This window comes from Psychrobacter sp. UBA3483 (assembly GCF_002377905.1).
Lineage (GTDB): Bacteria > Pseudomonadota > Gammaproteobacteria > Pseudomonadales > Moraxellaceae > Psychrobacter.
The window spans coordinates 1-18,927 of sequence record NZ_DFQS01000025.1 but is presented as its reverse complement, the minus strand read 5'-3'; the positions used below and the strand labels follow the sequence as shown (position 1 = coordinate 18,927).

16 protein-coding genes are annotated in these 18,927 nt (G+C 44.4%); 3 read left to right on the top strand and 13 right to left on the bottom strand.

Features of this window, described 5'->3' with window-relative positions; genetic code table 11:
* Positions 1-185 precede the first annotated feature (185 nt).
* Positions 186-662, top strand: coding sequence for a CinA family protein (locus B2866_RS04625; protein ID WP_296191106.1), 477 nt, complete (start codon positions 186-188; stop codon positions 660-662).
* Here the strand turns inward: B2866_RS04625 and B2866_RS04620 are convergent.
* The 11 genes from B2866_RS04620 to B2866_RS04570 form a co-directional block, all read right to left on the bottom strand.
* Positions 659-1,339: a DUF421 domain-containing protein gene (locus tag B2866_RS04620; protein ID WP_296191105.1), complete on the bottom strand. Its 681-nt coding sequence runs from the start codon at positions 1,337-1,339 to the stop codon at positions 659-661. The two genes, B2866_RS04625 and B2866_RS04620, sit on opposite strands and share 4 nt — an antisense overlap.
* Positions 1,340-1,606: 267 nt before the next feature.
* Positions 1,607-2,173, bottom strand: coding sequence for a tellurite resistance methyltransferase TehB (tehB, locus tag B2866_RS04615; RefSeq protein WP_296191104.1), 567 nt, complete (start codon positions 2,171-2,173; stop codon positions 1,607-1,609).
* 40 nt (positions 2,174-2,213) lie between these two features.
* A complete protein-coding gene (locus B2866_RS04610; RefSeq protein ID WP_296191103.1) occupies positions 2,214-2,888 on the bottom strand; it encodes a glutathione S-transferase in 675 nt (224 codons plus the stop codon).
* A 305-nt stretch (positions 2,889-3,193) separates the two neighbouring features.
* Complete coding sequence (locus tag B2866_RS04605) at positions 3,194-3,829, bottom strand: hypothetical protein (protein ID WP_296191101.1); 636 nt, start codon at positions 3,827-3,829, stop codon at positions 3,194-3,196.
* A gap of 282 nt (positions 3,830-4,111) precedes the next feature.
* Positions 4,112-4,696 (bottom strand): alpha/beta hydrolase, encoded by a 585-nt coding sequence (locus B2866_RS04600; RefSeq protein WP_296191099.1) that lies wholly within the window; start codon positions 4,694-4,696, stop codon positions 4,112-4,114.
* A gap of 57 nt (positions 4,697-4,753) precedes the next feature.
* Positions 4,754-5,668, bottom strand: a complete 915-nt coding sequence (locus tag B2866_RS04595; protein ID WP_296191097.1) for a hypothetical protein — start codon at positions 5,666-5,668, stop codon at positions 4,754-4,756.
* A gap of 720 nt (positions 5,669-6,388) precedes the next feature.
* Complete coding sequence (gene betT / locus B2866_RS04590) at positions 6,389-8,434, bottom strand: choline BCCT transporter BetT (RefSeq protein ID WP_296191095.1); 2,046 nt, start codon at positions 8,432-8,434, stop codon at positions 6,389-6,391.
* 306 nt (positions 8,435-8,740) lie between these two features.
* Positions 8,741-10,441, bottom strand: coding sequence for a choline dehydrogenase (gene betA, locus B2866_RS04585; RefSeq protein WP_296191093.1), 1,701 nt, complete (start codon positions 10,439-10,441; stop codon positions 8,741-8,743).
* 119 nt (positions 10,442-10,560) lie between these two features.
* Positions 10,561-12,075, bottom strand: coding sequence for a betaine-aldehyde dehydrogenase (gene betB, locus B2866_RS04580; protein ID WP_296191092.1), 1,515 nt, complete (start codon positions 12,073-12,075; stop codon positions 10,561-10,563).
* Between the two features lie 112 nt (positions 12,076-12,187).
* Complete coding sequence (locus tag B2866_RS04575) at positions 12,188-12,763, bottom strand: TetR/AcrR family transcriptional regulator (protein WP_296191090.1); 576 nt, start codon at positions 12,761-12,763, stop codon at positions 12,188-12,190.
* A 332-nt stretch (positions 12,764-13,095) separates the two neighbouring features.
* Positions 13,096-13,809, bottom strand: coding sequence for a cupin domain-containing protein (locus tag B2866_RS04570; protein ID WP_296191088.1), 714 nt, complete (start codon positions 13,807-13,809; stop codon positions 13,096-13,098).
* Positions 13,810-14,132: 323 nt separating this feature from the next.
* Here B2866_RS04570 and B2866_RS04565 point away from each other — a divergent pair, with 323 nt between their 5' ends.
* The gene (locus B2866_RS04565) at positions 14,133-15,332 is read left to right on the top strand and encodes a sugar transporter (protein WP_296191087.1); all 1,200 of its coding nucleotides are present in this window, start codon (positions 14,133-14,135) and stop codon (positions 15,330-15,332) included.
* Between the two features lie 102 nt (positions 15,333-15,434).
* On the opposite strand, the gene arfB is transcribed toward B2866_RS04565, so the two are convergent.
* Positions 15,435-15,848, bottom strand: a complete 414-nt coding sequence (gene arfB, locus B2866_RS04560) for an alternative ribosome rescue aminoacyl-tRNA hydrolase ArfB (protein WP_296191086.1) — start codon at positions 15,846-15,848, stop codon at positions 15,435-15,437.
* A gap of 330 nt (positions 15,849-16,178) precedes the next feature.
* Between arfB and uvrA the strand changes: the two genes are divergently transcribed.
* On the top strand, positions 16,179-18,761 hold the full coding sequence (uvrA, locus tag B2866_RS04555; RefSeq protein WP_296191085.1) for an excinuclease ABC subunit UvrA: 2,583 nt from the start codon (positions 16,179-16,181) through the stop codon (positions 18,759-18,761).
* A 103-nt stretch (positions 18,762-18,864) separates the two neighbouring features.
* Here the strand turns inward: uvrA and B2866_RS13240 are convergent.
* Positions 18,865-18,927 (bottom strand): IS3 family transposase (locus B2866_RS13240; protein WP_376779295.1); only part of this gene is annotated, 63 nt, incomplete at its 5' end.

The window sequence follows — 18,927 nt, the reverse complement described above, 5'->3', positions numbered from 1 at the left end:
ATATCTATTACAAAATCCAATAACCAAAACTAAATTAAAATGAATAAAAAAGCCAAATATTAAAAAACGGTTACGCAAATTCATCACACCATAAATTGCATATTTATGAGCAAAGTACTGTAATAGTTTAAGTGAATAATGGTTGTTTTTATTTTACGAGCTTTAATAAAGAAAAGGAGAATAGTGTGACCGACAGTTGTGCAAAATTACTCGCTGATAAAGGATTGACGGTGGTGTTTATTGAAAGCGCGACCGCGGGATATTTAGCGCATCGCTTTTCTGTCAGTCCATATTCTGGCGATGTATTGATGGGTGGTTTGGTGTGTTATGACGTGGCGATAAAAAAGCAGGTATTAAAAGTACCCAGCCAATTAATTGAGGATTGTACGCCTGAGTCGTTAGAGGTGACGCGCGAGCTGGTCAGTAAAGCCAAAAAATTGTTTGAGTCCGACTTACATGTTGCCTGTACGGGACTGTTAAAGCCTGGCGGCTCTGAAACTAAAGATAAGCCCGTTGGCACGTTTTTTTATTGTATCGGCTATCAAGGCGAGATTTATGATTTTCGCAGCCTGTGCCACGGCGAACCTGAGCAAAAGCTACGCAGCATAAACAGCCTTATTTGTAAAAGTATTATTGAGGTGGTCACCAGTCATACTGCTTAATTTACAAACTTGGTATTGAGCGCTTTTGCCCATCCTTTTGACTGATGACAGCGATGGCAGACTTCATCTAGCATTGAGATATTCTCGATATAACCGCAATGCATACAGGCATAAGGTTGTTCCTTTTCTAACACTTTTGCTGCCTGAAATTCTTTAGGAAAAATGGGTAGCCCATACTGCGTTTTCTCAGGCTCAAATAACAACACGCTAAAATCACCATCTGTTTCGAGCAACCCTACCTGCACTTGGCCTAAATGACGCACACCTTTTTGGCGCATTTCTGAAAAGAATTCATCGTGCGACATCTTGCCCTTTTTGACGTCCTCTAAGACCAACAAACCATCCTCGACGATACAAGTCGGCTTACCTTCCAATATAAGCTCAAAAATTTTGTACCTTGTCGAGCACCAAGTAAAAAACCGATACAGTAGCAGCACGATACTCATGATGAGCACTGCTTGAATCAGCGGCAAATCCTCTGTAAACATCGGGTCGCCCGCGATAGAGCCCAATGACAAGATAATGGTTAACTCAAAAATAGAGAGTTGGCGAATACCGCGCTTACCCGTAAAGCGTAATAATAAAATAATCAGGCAAAACATGATAATGGTACGTATGGCGATTTCTGCCGCAAAAGACCATGTGGTGTCATAAATAAAAATACTGAACCAATCCATGTTATTTTCCATTATGCTTTTTTATTGTGTCATTTTTCTAAGTATAAGTATATTAAAAAAACGACTGCTCCGCTGTATAGCGCGTTTGTTATTGCTGTATATGCTTGTGAAATTCTGCTCTTAAAGACAACAAAGTATATGACTACCGCACTTGTAAGCCATCCATTAAAAAAGGCTGCTAACGCTATGGTAAATATAGCGTTAGCAGCCTTTTAAATTAATAGTATGATTAATGTGCTCTGATTAAGATTTATTGTCTAACATTGCTTAACTGGGCTTACGTGCCAACATGGTGGCAAACTGTAATTGCGCGCCGTTATGCATCGTGCCGACGTCTTCATTATATTTAATCAACTCCCAGCCCTGATACATGTCGCGTAATTGTCCTTCGTCTAAGGTAAATGGAAAATTAACGGGACATGGGTAGGCTTGAGTGTTCATAGCGCACACAACCAAATTATAACCACCGGCCAGCGTATGCGCTTGCATATCGGCAATGACAGCGTCAACGCGCGCGGGGTCAAGGAACATCAGAGTCACCGTACAGCTGATAAAACCATAATCGGCATCAAGGCTAGCACGATTGATATCGTACACTTCAGCTTTGAGGTTTGTAAGTCCTTCTTGTTTAACAATGTCTTGTAGCATGCTTATAGCGCTAGGATTGGCATCTATCGCCGTCACATTAAACCCAAGTTGGCTAAGATATAAAGCATTGCGCCCATTTGAGCAGCCCATGTCGAGCGCAGCGCACGGCTCAATAATTTGGCACGCTTCTACGACTTCACTATGAGCAGGATTCAAGCCGTAGCGGCTATTGAGATCAACGGTCATGGCAACCTCTTATATGTAATTGAGAGATTTTATCATAGCACTAATGACGCTCGATGAAAGCGGCAGGAAAAACCATTACGTCATCTTTTTCTTGCCACGGCTCAAACTTAGTCATTGTTTGCAAAAAAAGCGGATGGCAGAGCCAGTCTTGTAGCCAGCGCTGCAAATTTGGATAAGGTAAATCGTAAAAAACCTTGCGATTCACATGCGCAAATTGACGCACAAACGGCATGATACCGATATCAGCAATGGTTATGCGCCCCCCCAGTAAATAAGGGTTTTTATTTAATAGCGCCTCTAACATTTGTAAAAAAACCTCACCCTGTTGTCGATACTCTGCTTGACTCATCTCAAGATGCCGGTCGGCGTATTTATAGCGATCGAGCCAATATTTAAACTCATTGTCGTTTTTATCAATCAGCGCATTTGCTTCAAGCAAAGTCTGGGCAGCAAGCAATCCTTGCGCATCTTGCTGCGTAAGCGCCCATATCATTATCTCTCTACTCTCTTCAATCACCGTGCCATCTAAAAGCTGCAGCACAGGTACCGTACCTTTGGGGCTAATCGCTAGCATTTGTGGCGGTTTATTTTTTAATGTTATCTCGCGCAGTTCTACCTGTCGCTCGGCAAATAATATCCCAAGGCGAGCGCGCATGGCATAAGGACAGCGACGAAAAGAGTACAAACGAGGATAAGAGGAAGTCGAGGGAGTCATAGGGATGTTTCGCAGTTTGATTAACTTTTTCGTTTTAAACTTAAAAGTTATTATTTCAGGATTAATACATGTGTATTTTAGAAGTGATTGTGACAGTTTTGATGTTGATATTACTTATCATAACAATGACCGTACTTGCCTTCAATGGTAGCCTCGAGTCTTAAAAGGGTTTACGCGAGACAAAAAAGCCTCACTATCATAAAAATAGAGAGGCTTATGTTTAAGATGATGTTTAAGATGACATTTAATTTAAAGCATTGTGAGAATGGTTTTTTAGAATGATGGAATGAATATCGCTTAGGCTATTACACACTTTTAGATTTTGGTAAGTCATACTCGACTCTATCGACTTCTTTATCTTGCAGTTCAATAATCAAACGATAGCCTTTTATAGCGCCATCGTACGGCACATTAGCCCCACGCTCTTGATAATGCGCGCGGATACTATTTTTAATAATGTTTTTACGCGCAGCTTCATCCAGTTTGGCAAATCCGCTCGGCAAATCTACCTGAGTCCAAAGTGCGGCGCCCCAACGAGACAACCAATTGGCGTTGTCATCAAACTTAAAATCAACATCGGCGTATAAACGATAGCGAGGCTGCGGCACAGAACCCTGTGCAACCTCATCTTTAATCTGGGCAATATCTTCTGCAAATGGCTCATAAGGCAAATCGAGCACCAAAAATAGCTTGGCTAAGAACTCATCGGCGCTAAAATATTTATCCATATAGCTGCCATCAAGCCCAAGATGTTTATTAGACAGCACATGACGTAAGCGCTCGCAAGCAGGCATGGTATGCTTTAAAGGGTAACCCATGGCTTTGACAATATATTGCGCGCGATATTCTAACGTCTCTATTTGCGCGATGACGTATTGTGCGAGAGGATGGCACGGCTGAAAACGGCGGGTATATGTGGATGGATTGGCAGACTGGCTCATGATGATGAAGACCTTATATTCCTATAACTCCGACGAAAAAGTATAAAATCAGGCACAAATGAGGATGTCGGAGTACAGGCTCATGCGCTTTACCAGGATTGTTTTATATCGTGCTGGAAGTTGCAAGGTTTGTACGCCGCCACCAATCGCAATCTTGGTGATTTGTAATAAATGACGAGGACAAAACTGTTAAACCCACGATAGTTTATCCAATGATGATAGCACATCAGCCCATAAAAAATAAATACGCGATCATGACTTCTTTTTTAATCCGCAAATATTCTAATCTTCCCCATGATACGTCGCCTCATCCATCCAAACGATAGGGTCTTCACACAGATGGACCAAGTGATACCAAATATCGCTACTGCGAGCGATACGGTGATGACCACCTTCGAAATAATCGACTTCCCAGCTATCAGGCAGATTAACCAAAGTTCGCCTAGCAACCGCTACATCCAAACTCTCATCGTCGACTTCCACCATCACTCGCATCATCTCAGTGTTTGATGTTGGAAACGACAGTTTCATATCCACCACGGCTGGAATACGGTCCGCTAAAACGTCACTTGGATAAATACAAGGCGCAATCAAGAGCGCGCGTAAGTTATATTTATGGGCAAAATGATTGGCAAACCACGCACCAAGCGAATGCCCTACCAGCACCACGCGTGGATATTCTTGCATTTTTTCTTGAATTAAAGCATCGTAAATTTCAAATATTTCTGCAAAATTCTCGCGATAATTGACCGTTTGACAATATTTCGGCTCACGTGTGATACACGTGTATTTACTGGTCTCGCAACTTGAATCGAGACCATGGAAAAACAGTAAAAAGGTATCATTATTTTCGATAGGAAACATCATAACTCTCTCCTTTTTTCATTATTATTTAGAGTTATTGCTATTAATTTGGTCTATTATTTAAACCGCTTTTTGATTGGCAATTTGCGCTTGGTATAAACTCAAAATCTCCTCACAAGCTTGCATTGAAGTTTTTTTCGCAAAACCTTTACCAAACCAAAAATCATAAACCGCTTGGATAATGGCTTTTACCGCTTCAGTATCTTTTGGCTTTTGCGCTGTTAATTTACACGCAATATCTTTTGCCTGAATATCAGACTCACTGTAGGGCGCACTCCAGCCCACAGAGTAGCGATAGAGCACATCATTAATAGCCAAGATAAATATGGCTTCAGTCACGCCATACTGATCGATAAATTGCTCCAACACCGAGCAGCGCTCGTCATAAAGTGAAGGCTCTATCGGCATCTCATCACGCTCAGTCACACAATCACTGCTCACTACGTGCGAGGGCTTGCTAAAATCCTCCCACAGTAGTGGATAAGACCCGCCAATTCCGCCCTTCTCCACCACATTAAACTGCCAAATACCATAATGCGTATCAATGCCTTTATAAGGCACACTAATAAACCACTGTATCAGCGCATCGCTATCATAAATGATATGCGTACTGCCAATACGCACCGCTTGTTTCGGTAAAATGTCTGTATATAAATACTCGATATCATCGCTATACAGTTTTACCTTTTTCACATTTTCAGCACTGGCATCACCGAGCTTAGCCCTTGCATCATTCATGTTCCGGCACAGCCTAAACGGCGCGACAAAGCTCAAGGTATCATCGGTATTATTGACAAAATACACATCGTCTTCATAATTGTTTATCGAAACCGTTTCAAGATAAAACAATGGGCTTTTACGTACGCGCCCTTTCTCATCACTCGCCAGTGCCGTTATTCCAGACAGTTTTGCGCCATCCGACCACTGCACATTGTTTATGCGTTTTTGCTCAAATTGATACGTTAACTTTGTCATCGTCATATCCTTATTATTTTGATTTTGGTTTGTTCGTTGCAGTATTTTTCGTATTATTTTTCGTGCTTTCTTATTTTTTGGGCTTTGTTAAGCGCAATTTTAAGCCAGCCGAGTCTGTTCGCCATTTAATTAAATGACATCATTGGCTATAAAGTTAAATAAGTTAATCGGTTTTAGAATGTAGGATTCGGCGTTTTTTATAATTGTTTAGCCGTAGCTGGTCATTATCGTAAAGCTGCTTTTTTTTATCGTTATTACGCTTAAAAAATTAAAATCAACGAGCGTTTTTCTGTTCAGCTTTTCTAATTATCAATCAATATATTTTTTGGGGCTTAGGTTTGGATTTTTGCAGGCGAAGTGGTTTAGAAGTAAACCAAAATAACATTGTTAAAAATGCTTGCTAAAGACAACTCAGTTAAAAAGTGAAGCGTTGCGCCCCGAGGGTTAACGGTTTGTCGTGTTATTTTTGCTTGACTCAACAACTATAATATAAAACCTTATAAAAATAAAGCGGCTAAAAAAACTGTGCGACAACTGCTGTCGCTCAATCACTTATCACTAGATTTCTCATTAAATTCACTATTCATTGAATAAATTTATATAAAAAAACCCCATAAGCTGTATGCAACTTATGGGGTTATCTTTTGCCGAATTGTGAATCAGATATCTAAAATCTAGCACACCATATACTAGCGTTTGATGAATGATTTAATAAATGAATTAACGTTCTAAATGCAGATACTGCATATGACATTCGTACTGATGCAAGATATCGACCAGCACTTGCTCTTTGGTGTAGCCAACCAAGTCATACTCTTGCGAGCCATCACTTAAAAACACCTCAGCACGGTAATAAAACTCGGCCTGCTTGCTTGAAGTATTGAGGGTAAAGTTCGGTCGCTCAGCTTTGATGAGATTGACTTCATAAATAAAGTCATCTTCATCACCATGCCCGACGCGCAGTTTTACCCCATCTATCTGACCGTCATCTTCATCCGTTGCGGCATCGATATTTTTACCAATACTGGCCAAATTTCGGATATCCAATGCCGTCTGAAGACCACCTGCTTTTAGCTCGTTTTCCACCTCAACCATGGCAGGCTTAACCACCGTCTGTAAAAAGCGTTCAACTTGCTTGTGACTAGGGAAGCTGACGATACGTTGCAAGCGCGCTTTCCAACCTTTACCACTATCGAGCACGTTGGCCGTGCCAACGGTACTGGCTTTGCGCTTGTTGCCCTCTTCTTTTAATGACTTCCACATAGCCATCATGTAAAGCAGCAAAATAAGCGAGAACGGCAGACCCGCAATCACAGAAACCGATTGTAGCGAAGCAAAACCACCTGCAAACAATAAACCCAAAGTAATCAAACCTGTGGCTGCCGCCCAAAAAAGGCGTAGCCAAACAGGTGCGTCGATATCATTGGTCATACCTTTTGAGCTTAGATTTGCAAGCACTAAAGCGCCTGAGTCCGCTGAGGTCACAAAAAATATCAGACCAATAAATACGCCTGCCAATGAGAAAACGTCACTGTAAGGGAAGTATTCAAACAAGGCAAACATCCCCATCGCGGCGTCATTAACGGCGATTTCACCGAGTTCAGTGGCACCGTTGGCGACCAAATCTATCGCTGAATTACCAAAGATAGAAAACCATGCAAAGATAAAACCTAGCGGGATAAACATCACGCCAAAGACAAACTCACGCAAAGTACGACCACGGCTAATACGCGCGATAAACAAACCAACAAAGGGTGCCCAAGCGACCCACCATGCCCAGAAAAATATCGTCCAACCTGACTTCCAATCAGCGCCAGCGCTGCCATCATAAGCATAGACATCAAAGGTTTTAAAAATAATAGTTTGGAAATATTGCCCAATATTTTGGGTAAAGGTATTGAGCAAATAAACGGTATTACCCAGTACTAATATGGCTAATAGTAGCAATATCGACGACAACATATTAAATTCGGATAAACGGCGCACGCCTTTTTCAACGCCTGTCATCGCAGAAATAGCGGCAGCAACAACCACGCCTAAGATAATCAGGCTCTGCACCATTTTGCTCGATTCGATACCGAAAACATGAGTCAAGCCTGCATTAGCCTGCAATACCCCAATACCTAAGCTGGTCGCAATACCCATCAGCGTGCAGACAACGCCAAAGGTATCAATACCATCACCAAGCCAGCCTTTGATTAAGCGCTCGCCAAAGATAGGGGTCAGTGGTGAACGCAGTGCCAATGGCATGTTTTTACGATAAGCAAAGTACGCCAATGCCATCCCGATTAAGGCATAAATACCCCAACCATGTAGACCCCAATGCAAAAAGGTCTGCGACAGTGCTTCACGCATGGCTTCAGCACTGGCAGGCTCGAGTCCCGTATGCGGCGTTAGATAATGCATCAACGGCTCAGAAGCACCAAAGAATAATAAATCAATGCCGATACCCGCGGAGAACAGCATCGCCGCCCATGCTAAAAACGGGAACTGGGCTTTTTCGTGGTCTTGCCCAAGCTTGATATCACCGTATTTAGAAAAACCAACAAACAAAGCGAAAATACTATAAGCGGCAACCACCAGCATATAATACCAGCCAAAACTCTCTGATACCCATGCCATACTGGCGCTTAATAATGCCTCACTATAATCTGGAAACACGATCGTCCAGATGATCAATAAAATAGAAATAATAGCTGAACCTAAAAAAACCGTCTTATTTAGAGTCAGGGGTTTCGTCGCATCTTCTGATGGCGAACTGTACATAAAAGACCTCAATAGGTAAATGAAACAGGGTCTGATATTGCTTTGTCCGTCATAGTTTTATGACTGATAGCCAGATGAGATATGTATCACCGCATGACGCACAAAGCAGTACCAATTAATAAAAACTGAAAGATAAACTATTAGAAAAACAGCGACGCGAATGCTAAGTAATTTAACCTCACCGGTTTTCATCTCTATAAACATAAGCGCTGATAAAAAAGACCTTTACTGTGAAAGGCCTTCTTTTTTGAAATGGTCTTATATTATTTGCTGTTCAATAATGTAGGCAGGCGTTTAGACAGCCATTTAAACAACAGAACTGTAATCACGCAGCGGCTCGGCTCTGAGCGGTGCACCATTGGCGACATAATAGTCAGCCGTCGAGCGTGGCAGCTGTACGCCGCGCATCTTATCAACGATTTTTTCGGCGAGCATAATGGTGGTGGCGTTTAGATTACCACTGATAATATTTGGCATAATCGACGCATCGACCACGCGCAAGCCATCGATACCGTGTACCAGCCCTTCGCCATTGACGACCGAATCATTGCCCTCGCCCATCGCACAAGTACATGAGGGATGATAAGCCGTCTCGCTATGGTTACGGACATACTCGTCTAGCTGCGCATCAGTGACCAAATCATCAGTCGGCGCAATGGCGCGACCACGATATGGGTCAAGCGCTGGCTGATGCATAATCTCTCGAGTGATACGCATCGCCGCGCGGAATTCTTGCCAGTCCTGCTCATGCGACATATAATTAAATAAGATACTCGGGTGCGCGCTAGGATCTTTTGAGGTTAGCTTGACGCGGCCTCGACTTGGGGAGCGCAATGAACCGACGTGCGCTTGGAAGCTATGCGATTTCACCGCACTGCGGCCATCGTAACGCACCGCTAATGGCAAGAAGTGATACTGGATATTGGGATGGGTAAATTTTTCATCAGTACGGATAAAGCCGCCGCCCTCAAACTGATTTGACGCGCCAAGCCCTGTGCCATTAAATAGCCATTCAGCACCAATCGCCGGCTTATTCCACCACTTATTGGCAGGGGCAATCGAGACTGGTAACTTACATTCGTACTGCATATACAGCTCTAGATGGTCTTGCAGATTATTACCGACGCCCGGCAAATCAAGAATCTCATTAACGCCCAACTCTTTGAGCCACTGACCAGGACCGATACCAGAGCGCTGCAATAATTGCGGAGAGGCAATCGCGCCAGAGGATACAATCACTTCACGAGATGCATAGAATTTTTTGGTTTGACCTTGGTGCGCGACTTTGACACCGACCGCACGCTTACCGTCGAATAAAATCACATCGGTCAATGCACCCGTCAAAATGGTAATATTGCTACGCGGTTTGGCACGATCAAGATATCCACGCGCTGTGGAAGCACGGCGACCATTAGGTGTCACAAAGCGATCCATTGGCCCAAAGCCTTCTTGCTGATAGCCGTTTAGATCCTCTGTACGTGGATAGCCAGCTTGCACGCCCGCTTCAATCATCGCTTCAAATAGCGGATTGACGCCTGGTTTTGAAGTAGTCATCTCAACTGGACCACCGACGCCATGATAGTCATTTTCGCCTGCATCGCAGTTTTCTGACTTTTTAAAGTACGGTAGACAGTCGAGATACGTCCAGTCCTCTAAGCCTTTAATTTTGGCCCAATCATCAAAATCGAGCGCGTTACCACGGATATAACACATCCCATTAATGAGTGACGAGCCACCAAGTCCTTTGCCGCGACCACAATCCATGACGCGGTTATTCATATAAGGTTCGGGATCGGTTTTATAACCCCAGTTATAAGTGGTTCCTTGTAACGGCATTGCGAGCGCCGCTGGCATCTGCGTGCGAAAGTCTAAGCGATGGTCCGGACGACCCGCCTCTAACAGCAACACCTTAATGTTGGCATCTTCGGTCAAGCGGGTGGCCAGCACATTTCCTGCTGAGCCTGCGCCGACGATGATGTAGTCATATTCAGGTGTGGTCGATGTCATAAAACGCTCCATAATATTAAAAAAATCCATCATTTCATATCAGTAAGGTGGTGCCAAAAGGACAAATGAGTCCTCATACGCCAACCTGACTGTTTTAAAAATTTTTACCATACAACTGCTTAAAATACCGATTCAAACTTGCCAAGCTCTACTTGGATAGATTTGGTCTGCGTATAATATTCAAGGGCTTCAATACCATTTTCGCGGCCAATACCAGAATGCTTATAACCGCCTACTGGCATTTGCGCGGGTGACTCGCCCCACGTATTTAACCAGCAAATACCCGCTTCAATCTGTGCAATCACGCGATGCGCGCGGGTCAAGTCAGCGGTTACCACTCCTGCTGCCAAGCCGTAATCCGTATCATTGGCGCGGCGAATAACTTCTTCTTCCGTCTCGTACGTCAATATCGACATTACTGGACCAAATATTTCCTCACGTACGATGCTCATATCATCGCTGCAATCCGTAAACACAGTCGGTGCGACAAACGCGCCATTGGCGAGCTCGCCTGCCGTGATACGTTCACCGCCAGTCAATAGACGCGCGCCGCCCGCTTTACCTTGCTCGATATAGCCAAGCACTCTGTCCCTATGTGGGAAGCTGACCAATGGCCCCATGTTGATGCTCTCGTCCAGCGGATTGCCTAACTTGATACGCTCGACGCGCGTTAAGATAGCCTCTTCAAACTTGGCTTGTAGCGCTTTAGGAATAAACACGCGCGTGCCATTGGTACAGACCTGACCACTGCTATAGAAGTTCGCCATCATCGCAATGTCAGCAGCGGTATCGATATCGGCATCTTCAAATATGATTAATGGCGACTTACCACCAAGCTCTAAGGTCACGTCTTTCAGCGACGATGAGGCCGCACTTGCCATGACTTTTTTACCCGTTGGTACACCGCCCGTAAACGATACTTTGGCGATATCAGGATGCTGGGTTAATGCTTCGCCTACTTCATAATTACCTTGCACGACGTTAAAAACACCATCTGGTAAGCCTGCTTCGGTGAAGATTTCTGCCAATTTTAAGGCGGTTAACGGTGTGACTTCTGATGGTTTAAAAATCATCGCATTACCAGCAACCAATGCTGGCGCTGCCTTCCACATCGCAATCTGAATCGGATAATTCCATGCACCGATACCAGCGACCACGCCGAGCGGCTCGCGGCGGGTATAAACAAAGCTGCTATCACGCAGCGGAATCTGACGACCTTCAAGCATTGGCGCAAGCCCCGCATAATACTCAACGACATCAGCACCAGTGACAATATCAACATACTTGGTTTCAGAAAGCGCTTTACCCGTGTCTTTGGTTTCGAGTAGTGCCAGTACATCATTACGCTCGCGCAATATCGCAACTGCGTTTAATAAAATCCGGCCGCGTTCAACCGCTGTCATCGCTGCCCACACTTTTTGACCTTGTTGCGCGGCTTTTACCGCCTCATTAATCTGCTCATCAGTCGTTTGCTGAATGGTCGCTAGCACTTCACCCGTTGCTGGGTTGATATCCTCAAAGGCAGTCAAGGATTCATCGACCGCCAAATAGCGACCATTGATATAAGCGGTCTGTGTTTGTGCTAAGTCGATAATGTCTTTTAAGTTATTTATGTTTGTCTTAGTAGCTGTCATAAGTTTTCCTTAGAGCGACGGGTTCGCTTTATAAAAAAGCTTTTTTATGAAGTTTTAAAAATAATGTCGTCATGGATTAAAGGTGAAAAATAAAAGTGGTTTGTATACATTTTTAAGCGTCAAAGTCGCGCTGTGTCATTTTTATCAAGCGCGTGCGCAATGAAGCTTTGTCCGAGATATCGATACCTGAAAAGTCAGAGAGCCAAATACCGTCGGCGACCAGACGCACCATACATAGCGTTTCGGTATTGTCCGTGGCGGCGTGTTTTTTTAGCTGCTCATTTGACCATTCAGCCCAGCGTTCGCGCAGTATCCGATCCCCTAGCATCAAGACATACAGCGTGGCTTGGCTATTGAACTCAGCTTGTCCTTTTTCGCCCAAACTGATGGTGGCATCGATATAAGCGCGGGTAAACGAGCCGTAGCTGATAGGGTCTTTTGCCATCGCTTGATTGACTTCCGCCTCAAACTTGGCCATCGCGTCATAAAACACCTCTAAGATGAGCGCGTCCTTGGTGGCAAAATGATGCATCACCCCGCCTTTGGTTACGCCGACGGCATCCGCCACCGCTTGAAAGGTGACTTTAGACAAGCCCTGCTCCAAAGTGATGCGCGCTGCTTCATCAAGCAGCGCCCGCCGTACAAGCTCTGGCTGTTTTTTACGTTTATGAGCGTTTTGAGTTTCCATTTTTATCTCGATATTAGCGCGTCAGTTTAATTAAAAATAATTTGGGCTTTAAAAGAATGCGTTTTATTAATACAGAAGAAAAAACAGTTTCTTGTAAAGAAACCGTACGGTTGGTATTTTACAGAAATAAAGTAGCAATGTGAAGGGCAGGTATGAACCGAGGAGTTACAGAACATTATTTTAATAGTTTTTTGTATTTTATAGATGATTATATTTAAAAGGCGTTAAAACTATTTTTCTGAAAAATAGATTTGACGCCTTTTTTATAGGGAAGCAATAGCTGATAAGCCAGTTAAGACAATATTAATAATCGCTAAAGCGACGTTTGCGTACTATTTTTCTTCTGTTTTAACGCCAATAACTTTAGACAGATGACCCGTTTTGAGATAAACCGTAGCGCCGTGCACGCCTGCTTTTATTTGCGGTATTACATCCACTGGCAAACGTAGCCAGCCACCGCGTGTATAGGTTTTAGCGTTATCTGCTAGTTCAGCATCTATCAGCTCGCCATCTAGCACCAGTATCTCAGCGCCGCCTTTAATTGTGTCGGTAAATACTGCGTCGGTAAATAGGGCTTCATCGGCCTTCAATCGCTGTAAACTAACCTGCTCACTGTCATCTGAGAATAAATGACAGACCTCACGATTATGCTGTGTTTGCCAGTTTGCCCCATCGTTAGTATCGATAGCGACATAACGTGTTTCGGTGGCTGGCATTTGCCAAAGTTTGACGAAAATGACTGCGCCCTCTTTACTATAAGGCTGATGGCCAGAGTTTGGTGGATTGCGTAAATACCAGCCTGCTGGATAGTCGATATCATCTGCCGAAAAAGTCCCAGACAACACCAAAATCTCTTCGCCGCCCGGATGCATATGATGCGGAAAATAGGACTCAGGCGCATAGCGCACAATACTGGTGGCACGTGCTTTTTCTGCGCCGACGCGGTCGAGCATGACACGCTCGACGCCGTTTTGCGGTGATGGCACCCATTGATAGTGTTCGGGTGCCAATGCTGCACGGCGAGTAAAATCTGCATTAATCAGCATAAAATAGTTTCTCGAGATTAGATTTAATGCTGTAGATTATCCTCTGATTTACAGCGGCTGACAAACAAGACACTGTTTTTATTATTAAAAAGTCGTATTTACACTATTCAAAGTAAGTTTGTGGCTGAAAAATGCTTAACCTTAACAATCCTGCCAAGATTCTTGCTAATTATCAAAAAATTACTTTAACTGCTGCCCGTGACTTGGTATCTTGCTCTCCTTCTTTGCGTTACTACGACGTATCTTTGCCATATTATTAAGCTAATGAGTGATTGTTAAGCCACTTTGCTGTATTAGCGCCTTCTTTATTTGTGTTGAACTTTATGAAACCGACCCTTGAGGTGAGCGCAAATACTCGCCGCACTCAGTATTTCCAAGTATTTTTGATGGGCGTCAGCGCCTTTATTATGAATACCACTGAATTTGTCCCCGTTGCCCTATTAAGCGACATCGCCCATGATTTTTCTATTACCACGGCTGAGACTGGCTGGATGTTGACGCTGTATGCGTGGATTGTCGCGGCCATGTCGTTGCCATTGATGCTACTTACCAGCCGCTTTGAGCGTAAAAGCTTACTTTTGGGCTTGTTTGTGGTGTTTATTGCCAGCCACGTATTGTCCGTATTTGCATGGAGCTTTGATGTATTGCTGATTAGCCGCGTGGGCATTGCGCTATCGCACGCGATATTTTGGTCCATCACCGCCGCGATTGCGATACGCGTAGCACCGGAAGGTAAAAAAGCACTAGCGCTTAGTGTGCTTGCGACCGGTACTTCATTGGCAATGGTACTTGGCGTGCCACTAGGACGCTTGGTCGGTCAATGGTTTGGCTGGCGGGCAACCTTTGGCGGTATTGGGGTGATTGCTTTTATCGTGTTTATTCTACAAGCAAGGCTGTTGCCAACGCTACCCAGTATGTTTGAAGGCTCGTTTAGAAAAATTCCAGAATTGCTTAAGAATCCGTTATTGGTCTGTTTGTATTTGCTGATTCTATTAGTCTTTACGGCTCACTATACCGCTTATTCTTATATCGAACCTTTTATGCGCCAAGTCGGCGCCATCAGTGAAAACGCTGCGACTTTGGTCTTGCTATTATTTGGAGTGGCAGGGATTGCAGGCAGTGTTATTTTTAGCCGTTGGGGCGATCGCTTTAATACCAGATTGATGTTGATATCGATCATATTAATGCTGCTATCTATGCTGGTACTATTGTTTGCCGTGACTTCTATCTGGGCGCTGAGTTTCATTGCGTTACTGTGGGGCGCGGCGCTGATGCTGCTGATTATCTCCATGCAAGCCAAAGTCATCATGGTCGATGTCACAGCGCAAGACATGCTGATGTCGATGTTCTCAGGGATTATTAACTTAGGCATTGGCGCCGGTGCGCTGTTTGGCGGTTATGCCGTAACGCATATTTCAATATCAAGCGTCGGCTATGTTGGTGCCGCTATCGCTGGTGTGTCGCTGCTACTGATGTTATTTATGATAAAGCGCTTTCCTGAATTAAGTAGAAGACTTGGTTAGCTAAAAATCTGATAGTAAATAAGCCTATACAAAATGCCAGCCAATTAAATGGGCTGACATCTTGCTGTTTGGTTTATTAAAAATACCGAGTAAGCCGTTTATTTAAAAATCCACTTTACCGCGTAACGCTTTGGTCTTACCGCGCTGAGTTTTTTGATCGACGCGTTTACGTTTGGCGTTCCGGCTAGGTTTGGTCGGCCTGCGGGTTTTATTGACATGAGTGGCTTGAATAATAAAGCTTTGCAGCCGCTCAAGCGCATCAATTCGATTACGCTCTTGAGTACGAAACTGCTGCGCTTTAATAATAAGCACACCTTCTTTGGTGATTCGACTGTCTTTACTGTCCAATAAGCGCTGCTTAATGACATCGCTTAAGCTTGAGGCATGAATATCAAAACGCAAATGAATCGCAGACGACACTTTATTGACGTTTTGCCCGCCTGCCCCTTGCGCGCGTATGGCGCTAATCTCTACTTCGCTGTCATTCAGGCTGATGGTATTGCTGATAAAAATCATAAAATACTTTTATAAATAATTGATAGTTATGATTAATGATAAAGCATTCCCAGTTAACGCGCCACTTGCCCACGTAATGGCGTTTAAAATGCCGCATTTCTTAACCTCTATAATCTGTAATTTATTGGGTAAACCTTATAAATGTTATCGTTTGACGTTGCTGTGTCTATCCTCTGTCTGTAAAGCGTAAGCCTGCGCAGGGTTTTGATTTTAAGGTGGTAGGATGACTTTAAGCAGATACGATATTAAAAGAACACCGTATTAAACAGACACGGTATTGTTGAATCAAAGCGTTGACGAGCCGATTTTAGTCAAAGGAATAAGCGTTGTATGACAACCAATAATAAGAAATCTAATCATAAGAAATCTAACACTTCTCTCAAAAACTACAACCTTGCCGCTGATGAAAGCATTCAGGTCAGGGGCGCACGCGTTCATAACCTAAAGAACATCGATGTTGATTTGCCACGTAATGCCCTTGTGGTTTTCACGGGCATATCAGGCTCGGGCAAATCTTCGCTGGCATTTGGTACGCTCTTTGCAGAGTCACAGCATCGCTATCTTGACTCAGTATCGCCTTATGCGCGGCGCTTGATTGATCAAGTCGATCAGCCTGATGTCGATTCGATCGAAGGCTTGCCACCCGCCGTTGCTCTGCAGCAGCAGCGCGGTACGCCATCGGTACGTTCATCGGTTGGTAGCGTGACGACGATTTCAAATGGTCTGCGCATGTTGTACTCGCGAGCGGGCGAATACCCCGCTGGGCAAGAGATGCTGTACGCCGACGCTTTTTCGCCGAATACACCAGATGGCGCTTGCCCTACTTGCTCTGGTATTGGCCGCGTGTTCGAGGTCACAGAAGAATTACTAGTCCCTGACCCTACCAAGACCATTCGTGAACGCGCGATTGCCGCTTGGCCACCTGCGTGGCAAGGGCAAAATCTAAGCCGCATATTGACCACACTTGGCTACGATATCGACAAACCTTGGAACACCTTATCCAAGGAAACCCGTGATTGGATTTTATTTACTGATGACACGCCAGAAGTCCCCGTTTACCCAGAATACAATCTCGAGCAAGTACGCGAGGCGATCAAAAAAGGCGAAAAACCCAATTATAAAGGCACCTATGCCAGTGCAAAAAATTTCGTCTTGCACTCTTTTGCCAGTACGCAAAGTCCGCGTACCAAAAAACGCGTGGCGCAGTTTATGCAAATTTCAGAATGCCCAAGCTGCCATGGCAAAAAGTTAAAACAAGAATCGCTGTCGGTTAAATTTGCAGGGCTTGATATTGGCGAGTTGTCACAATTAACCTTAACTGAACTGGCGCTAAAACTTCACGACGCTGCCAATAAAAAACTCAGCGATGATATGGCCGACCGTGAAAAAGCCATCGTCGCCAAGCGTATTACCAGCGATATCTTATCGCGTGTAGAAGCGTTAACCAGACTTGGGCTAGGTTACTTATCTCTTGAACGCACTACACCTACCTTATCGCCTGGTGAGCTACAGCGCCTAAGACTTGGCACCCAAATTCGCTCTAAACTATTTGGCGTGGTTTATGTGCTCGATGAACCATCCGCTGGCCTGCATCCTGCCGATACTCAGGCGCTATTAGGTGCTCTAGATGAACTGGTAGCGGCGGGTAATTCATTATTCATTGTCGAGCATGATGTCAGCGTCATTCGCCACGCCGATTGGATCGTCGATGTCGGACCAAAAGCAGGCAGTCATGGCGGTGAAATCATCTATAGCGGCCCTGTCGCAGGCTTGCAAGATATCTCTGATTCCTATACTGGACAATATCTTTTTCATGGGGATTTTAAAAATAAAAAATCAAAAGCCCAGCAATTAACAAGCCAGCAGCCAAGACAACCTAATCATTGGCTAAAACTTGTCAATATCGAGCGTAATAACTTACAAGGGCTAGATGTGGCATTTCCTTTAGCGGTATTAACCACAGTGACGGGCGTTTCAGGTTCGGGAAAATCAAGCTTGGTCAGTCAAGCGTTGGTTGAACTGGTCTACAATGCGTTTGGGCAAAAAACCGTGATTGAAGCGCCCACCGATGAGGCGGCTTTACTGGAGCAAGAACAAGAAACGCCAATAGGCGGTGAGATAGTCAGTGGTATGGAGCATATAAAGCGCTTAGTCACCGTTGACCAAAAAGCCATCGGGCGCACGCCGCGCTCAAACCTTGCCACTTATACCGGACTGTTCGATCATGTGCGCAAATTATTTGCTGCCACCAAAGAAGCAAAAGCAAGGCACTATGATGCCGGACGTTTCTCATTTAACGTAAAAAAAGGCCGTTGCCCAAATTGCGAAGGCGTCGGTTTTGTCAGCGTTGAGCTGCTATTTCTGCCGAGTGTTTACTCGCCTTGCCAAGTGTGCCACGGTCAACGCTATAACGATGAAACCCTAGAGATTACTTATCACGGTAAGAATATCGCTGAAGTGCTCGATTTAACAGTTGAAGCGGCTGCTGAATTTTTCGTTGATGATGCCCCAATAATGCGCGCCTTAGACGCCTTGCTAAAAGTTGGGCTTGGTTATCTAAGACTTGGGCAACCAGCGACCGAGTTGTCTGGTGGCGAAGCACAGCGTATCAAGCTTGCTACCGAACTGCAGCGTACCCAGCGCGGCGATACGCTGTATGTGCTCGATGAACCAACGACTGGCCTCCATCCTTCTGATGTCGCGCTGCTGATGGCGCAGTTAAATGGGCTTGTCGCAACCGGTAATACGGTGATTATGGTTGAGCATGATATGCAAGTCGCGAGCAACAGCGATTGGATTATCGATATGGGCCCGGGTGCTGGCGATGAAGGTGGTCTTATTGTCGCAGCAGGTACGCCTAAAGAGGTGGCGAAATCCAAAGACAGTCTTACTGCGCCCTTTTTATTGTCTTAGTATTGATATAAAAGACAGTATACTAACTAAAAAACGGAAATATGCAATAAGAGAAACCGCTCTTAATGAATGAACTGACCCCCTAAACTTGGACGGTTTAAGTTTACAACAAGGACTGAGTTCTGTATTTTACAGGACTCAGTCCTTTTAGTTTAAGCTGAATTCT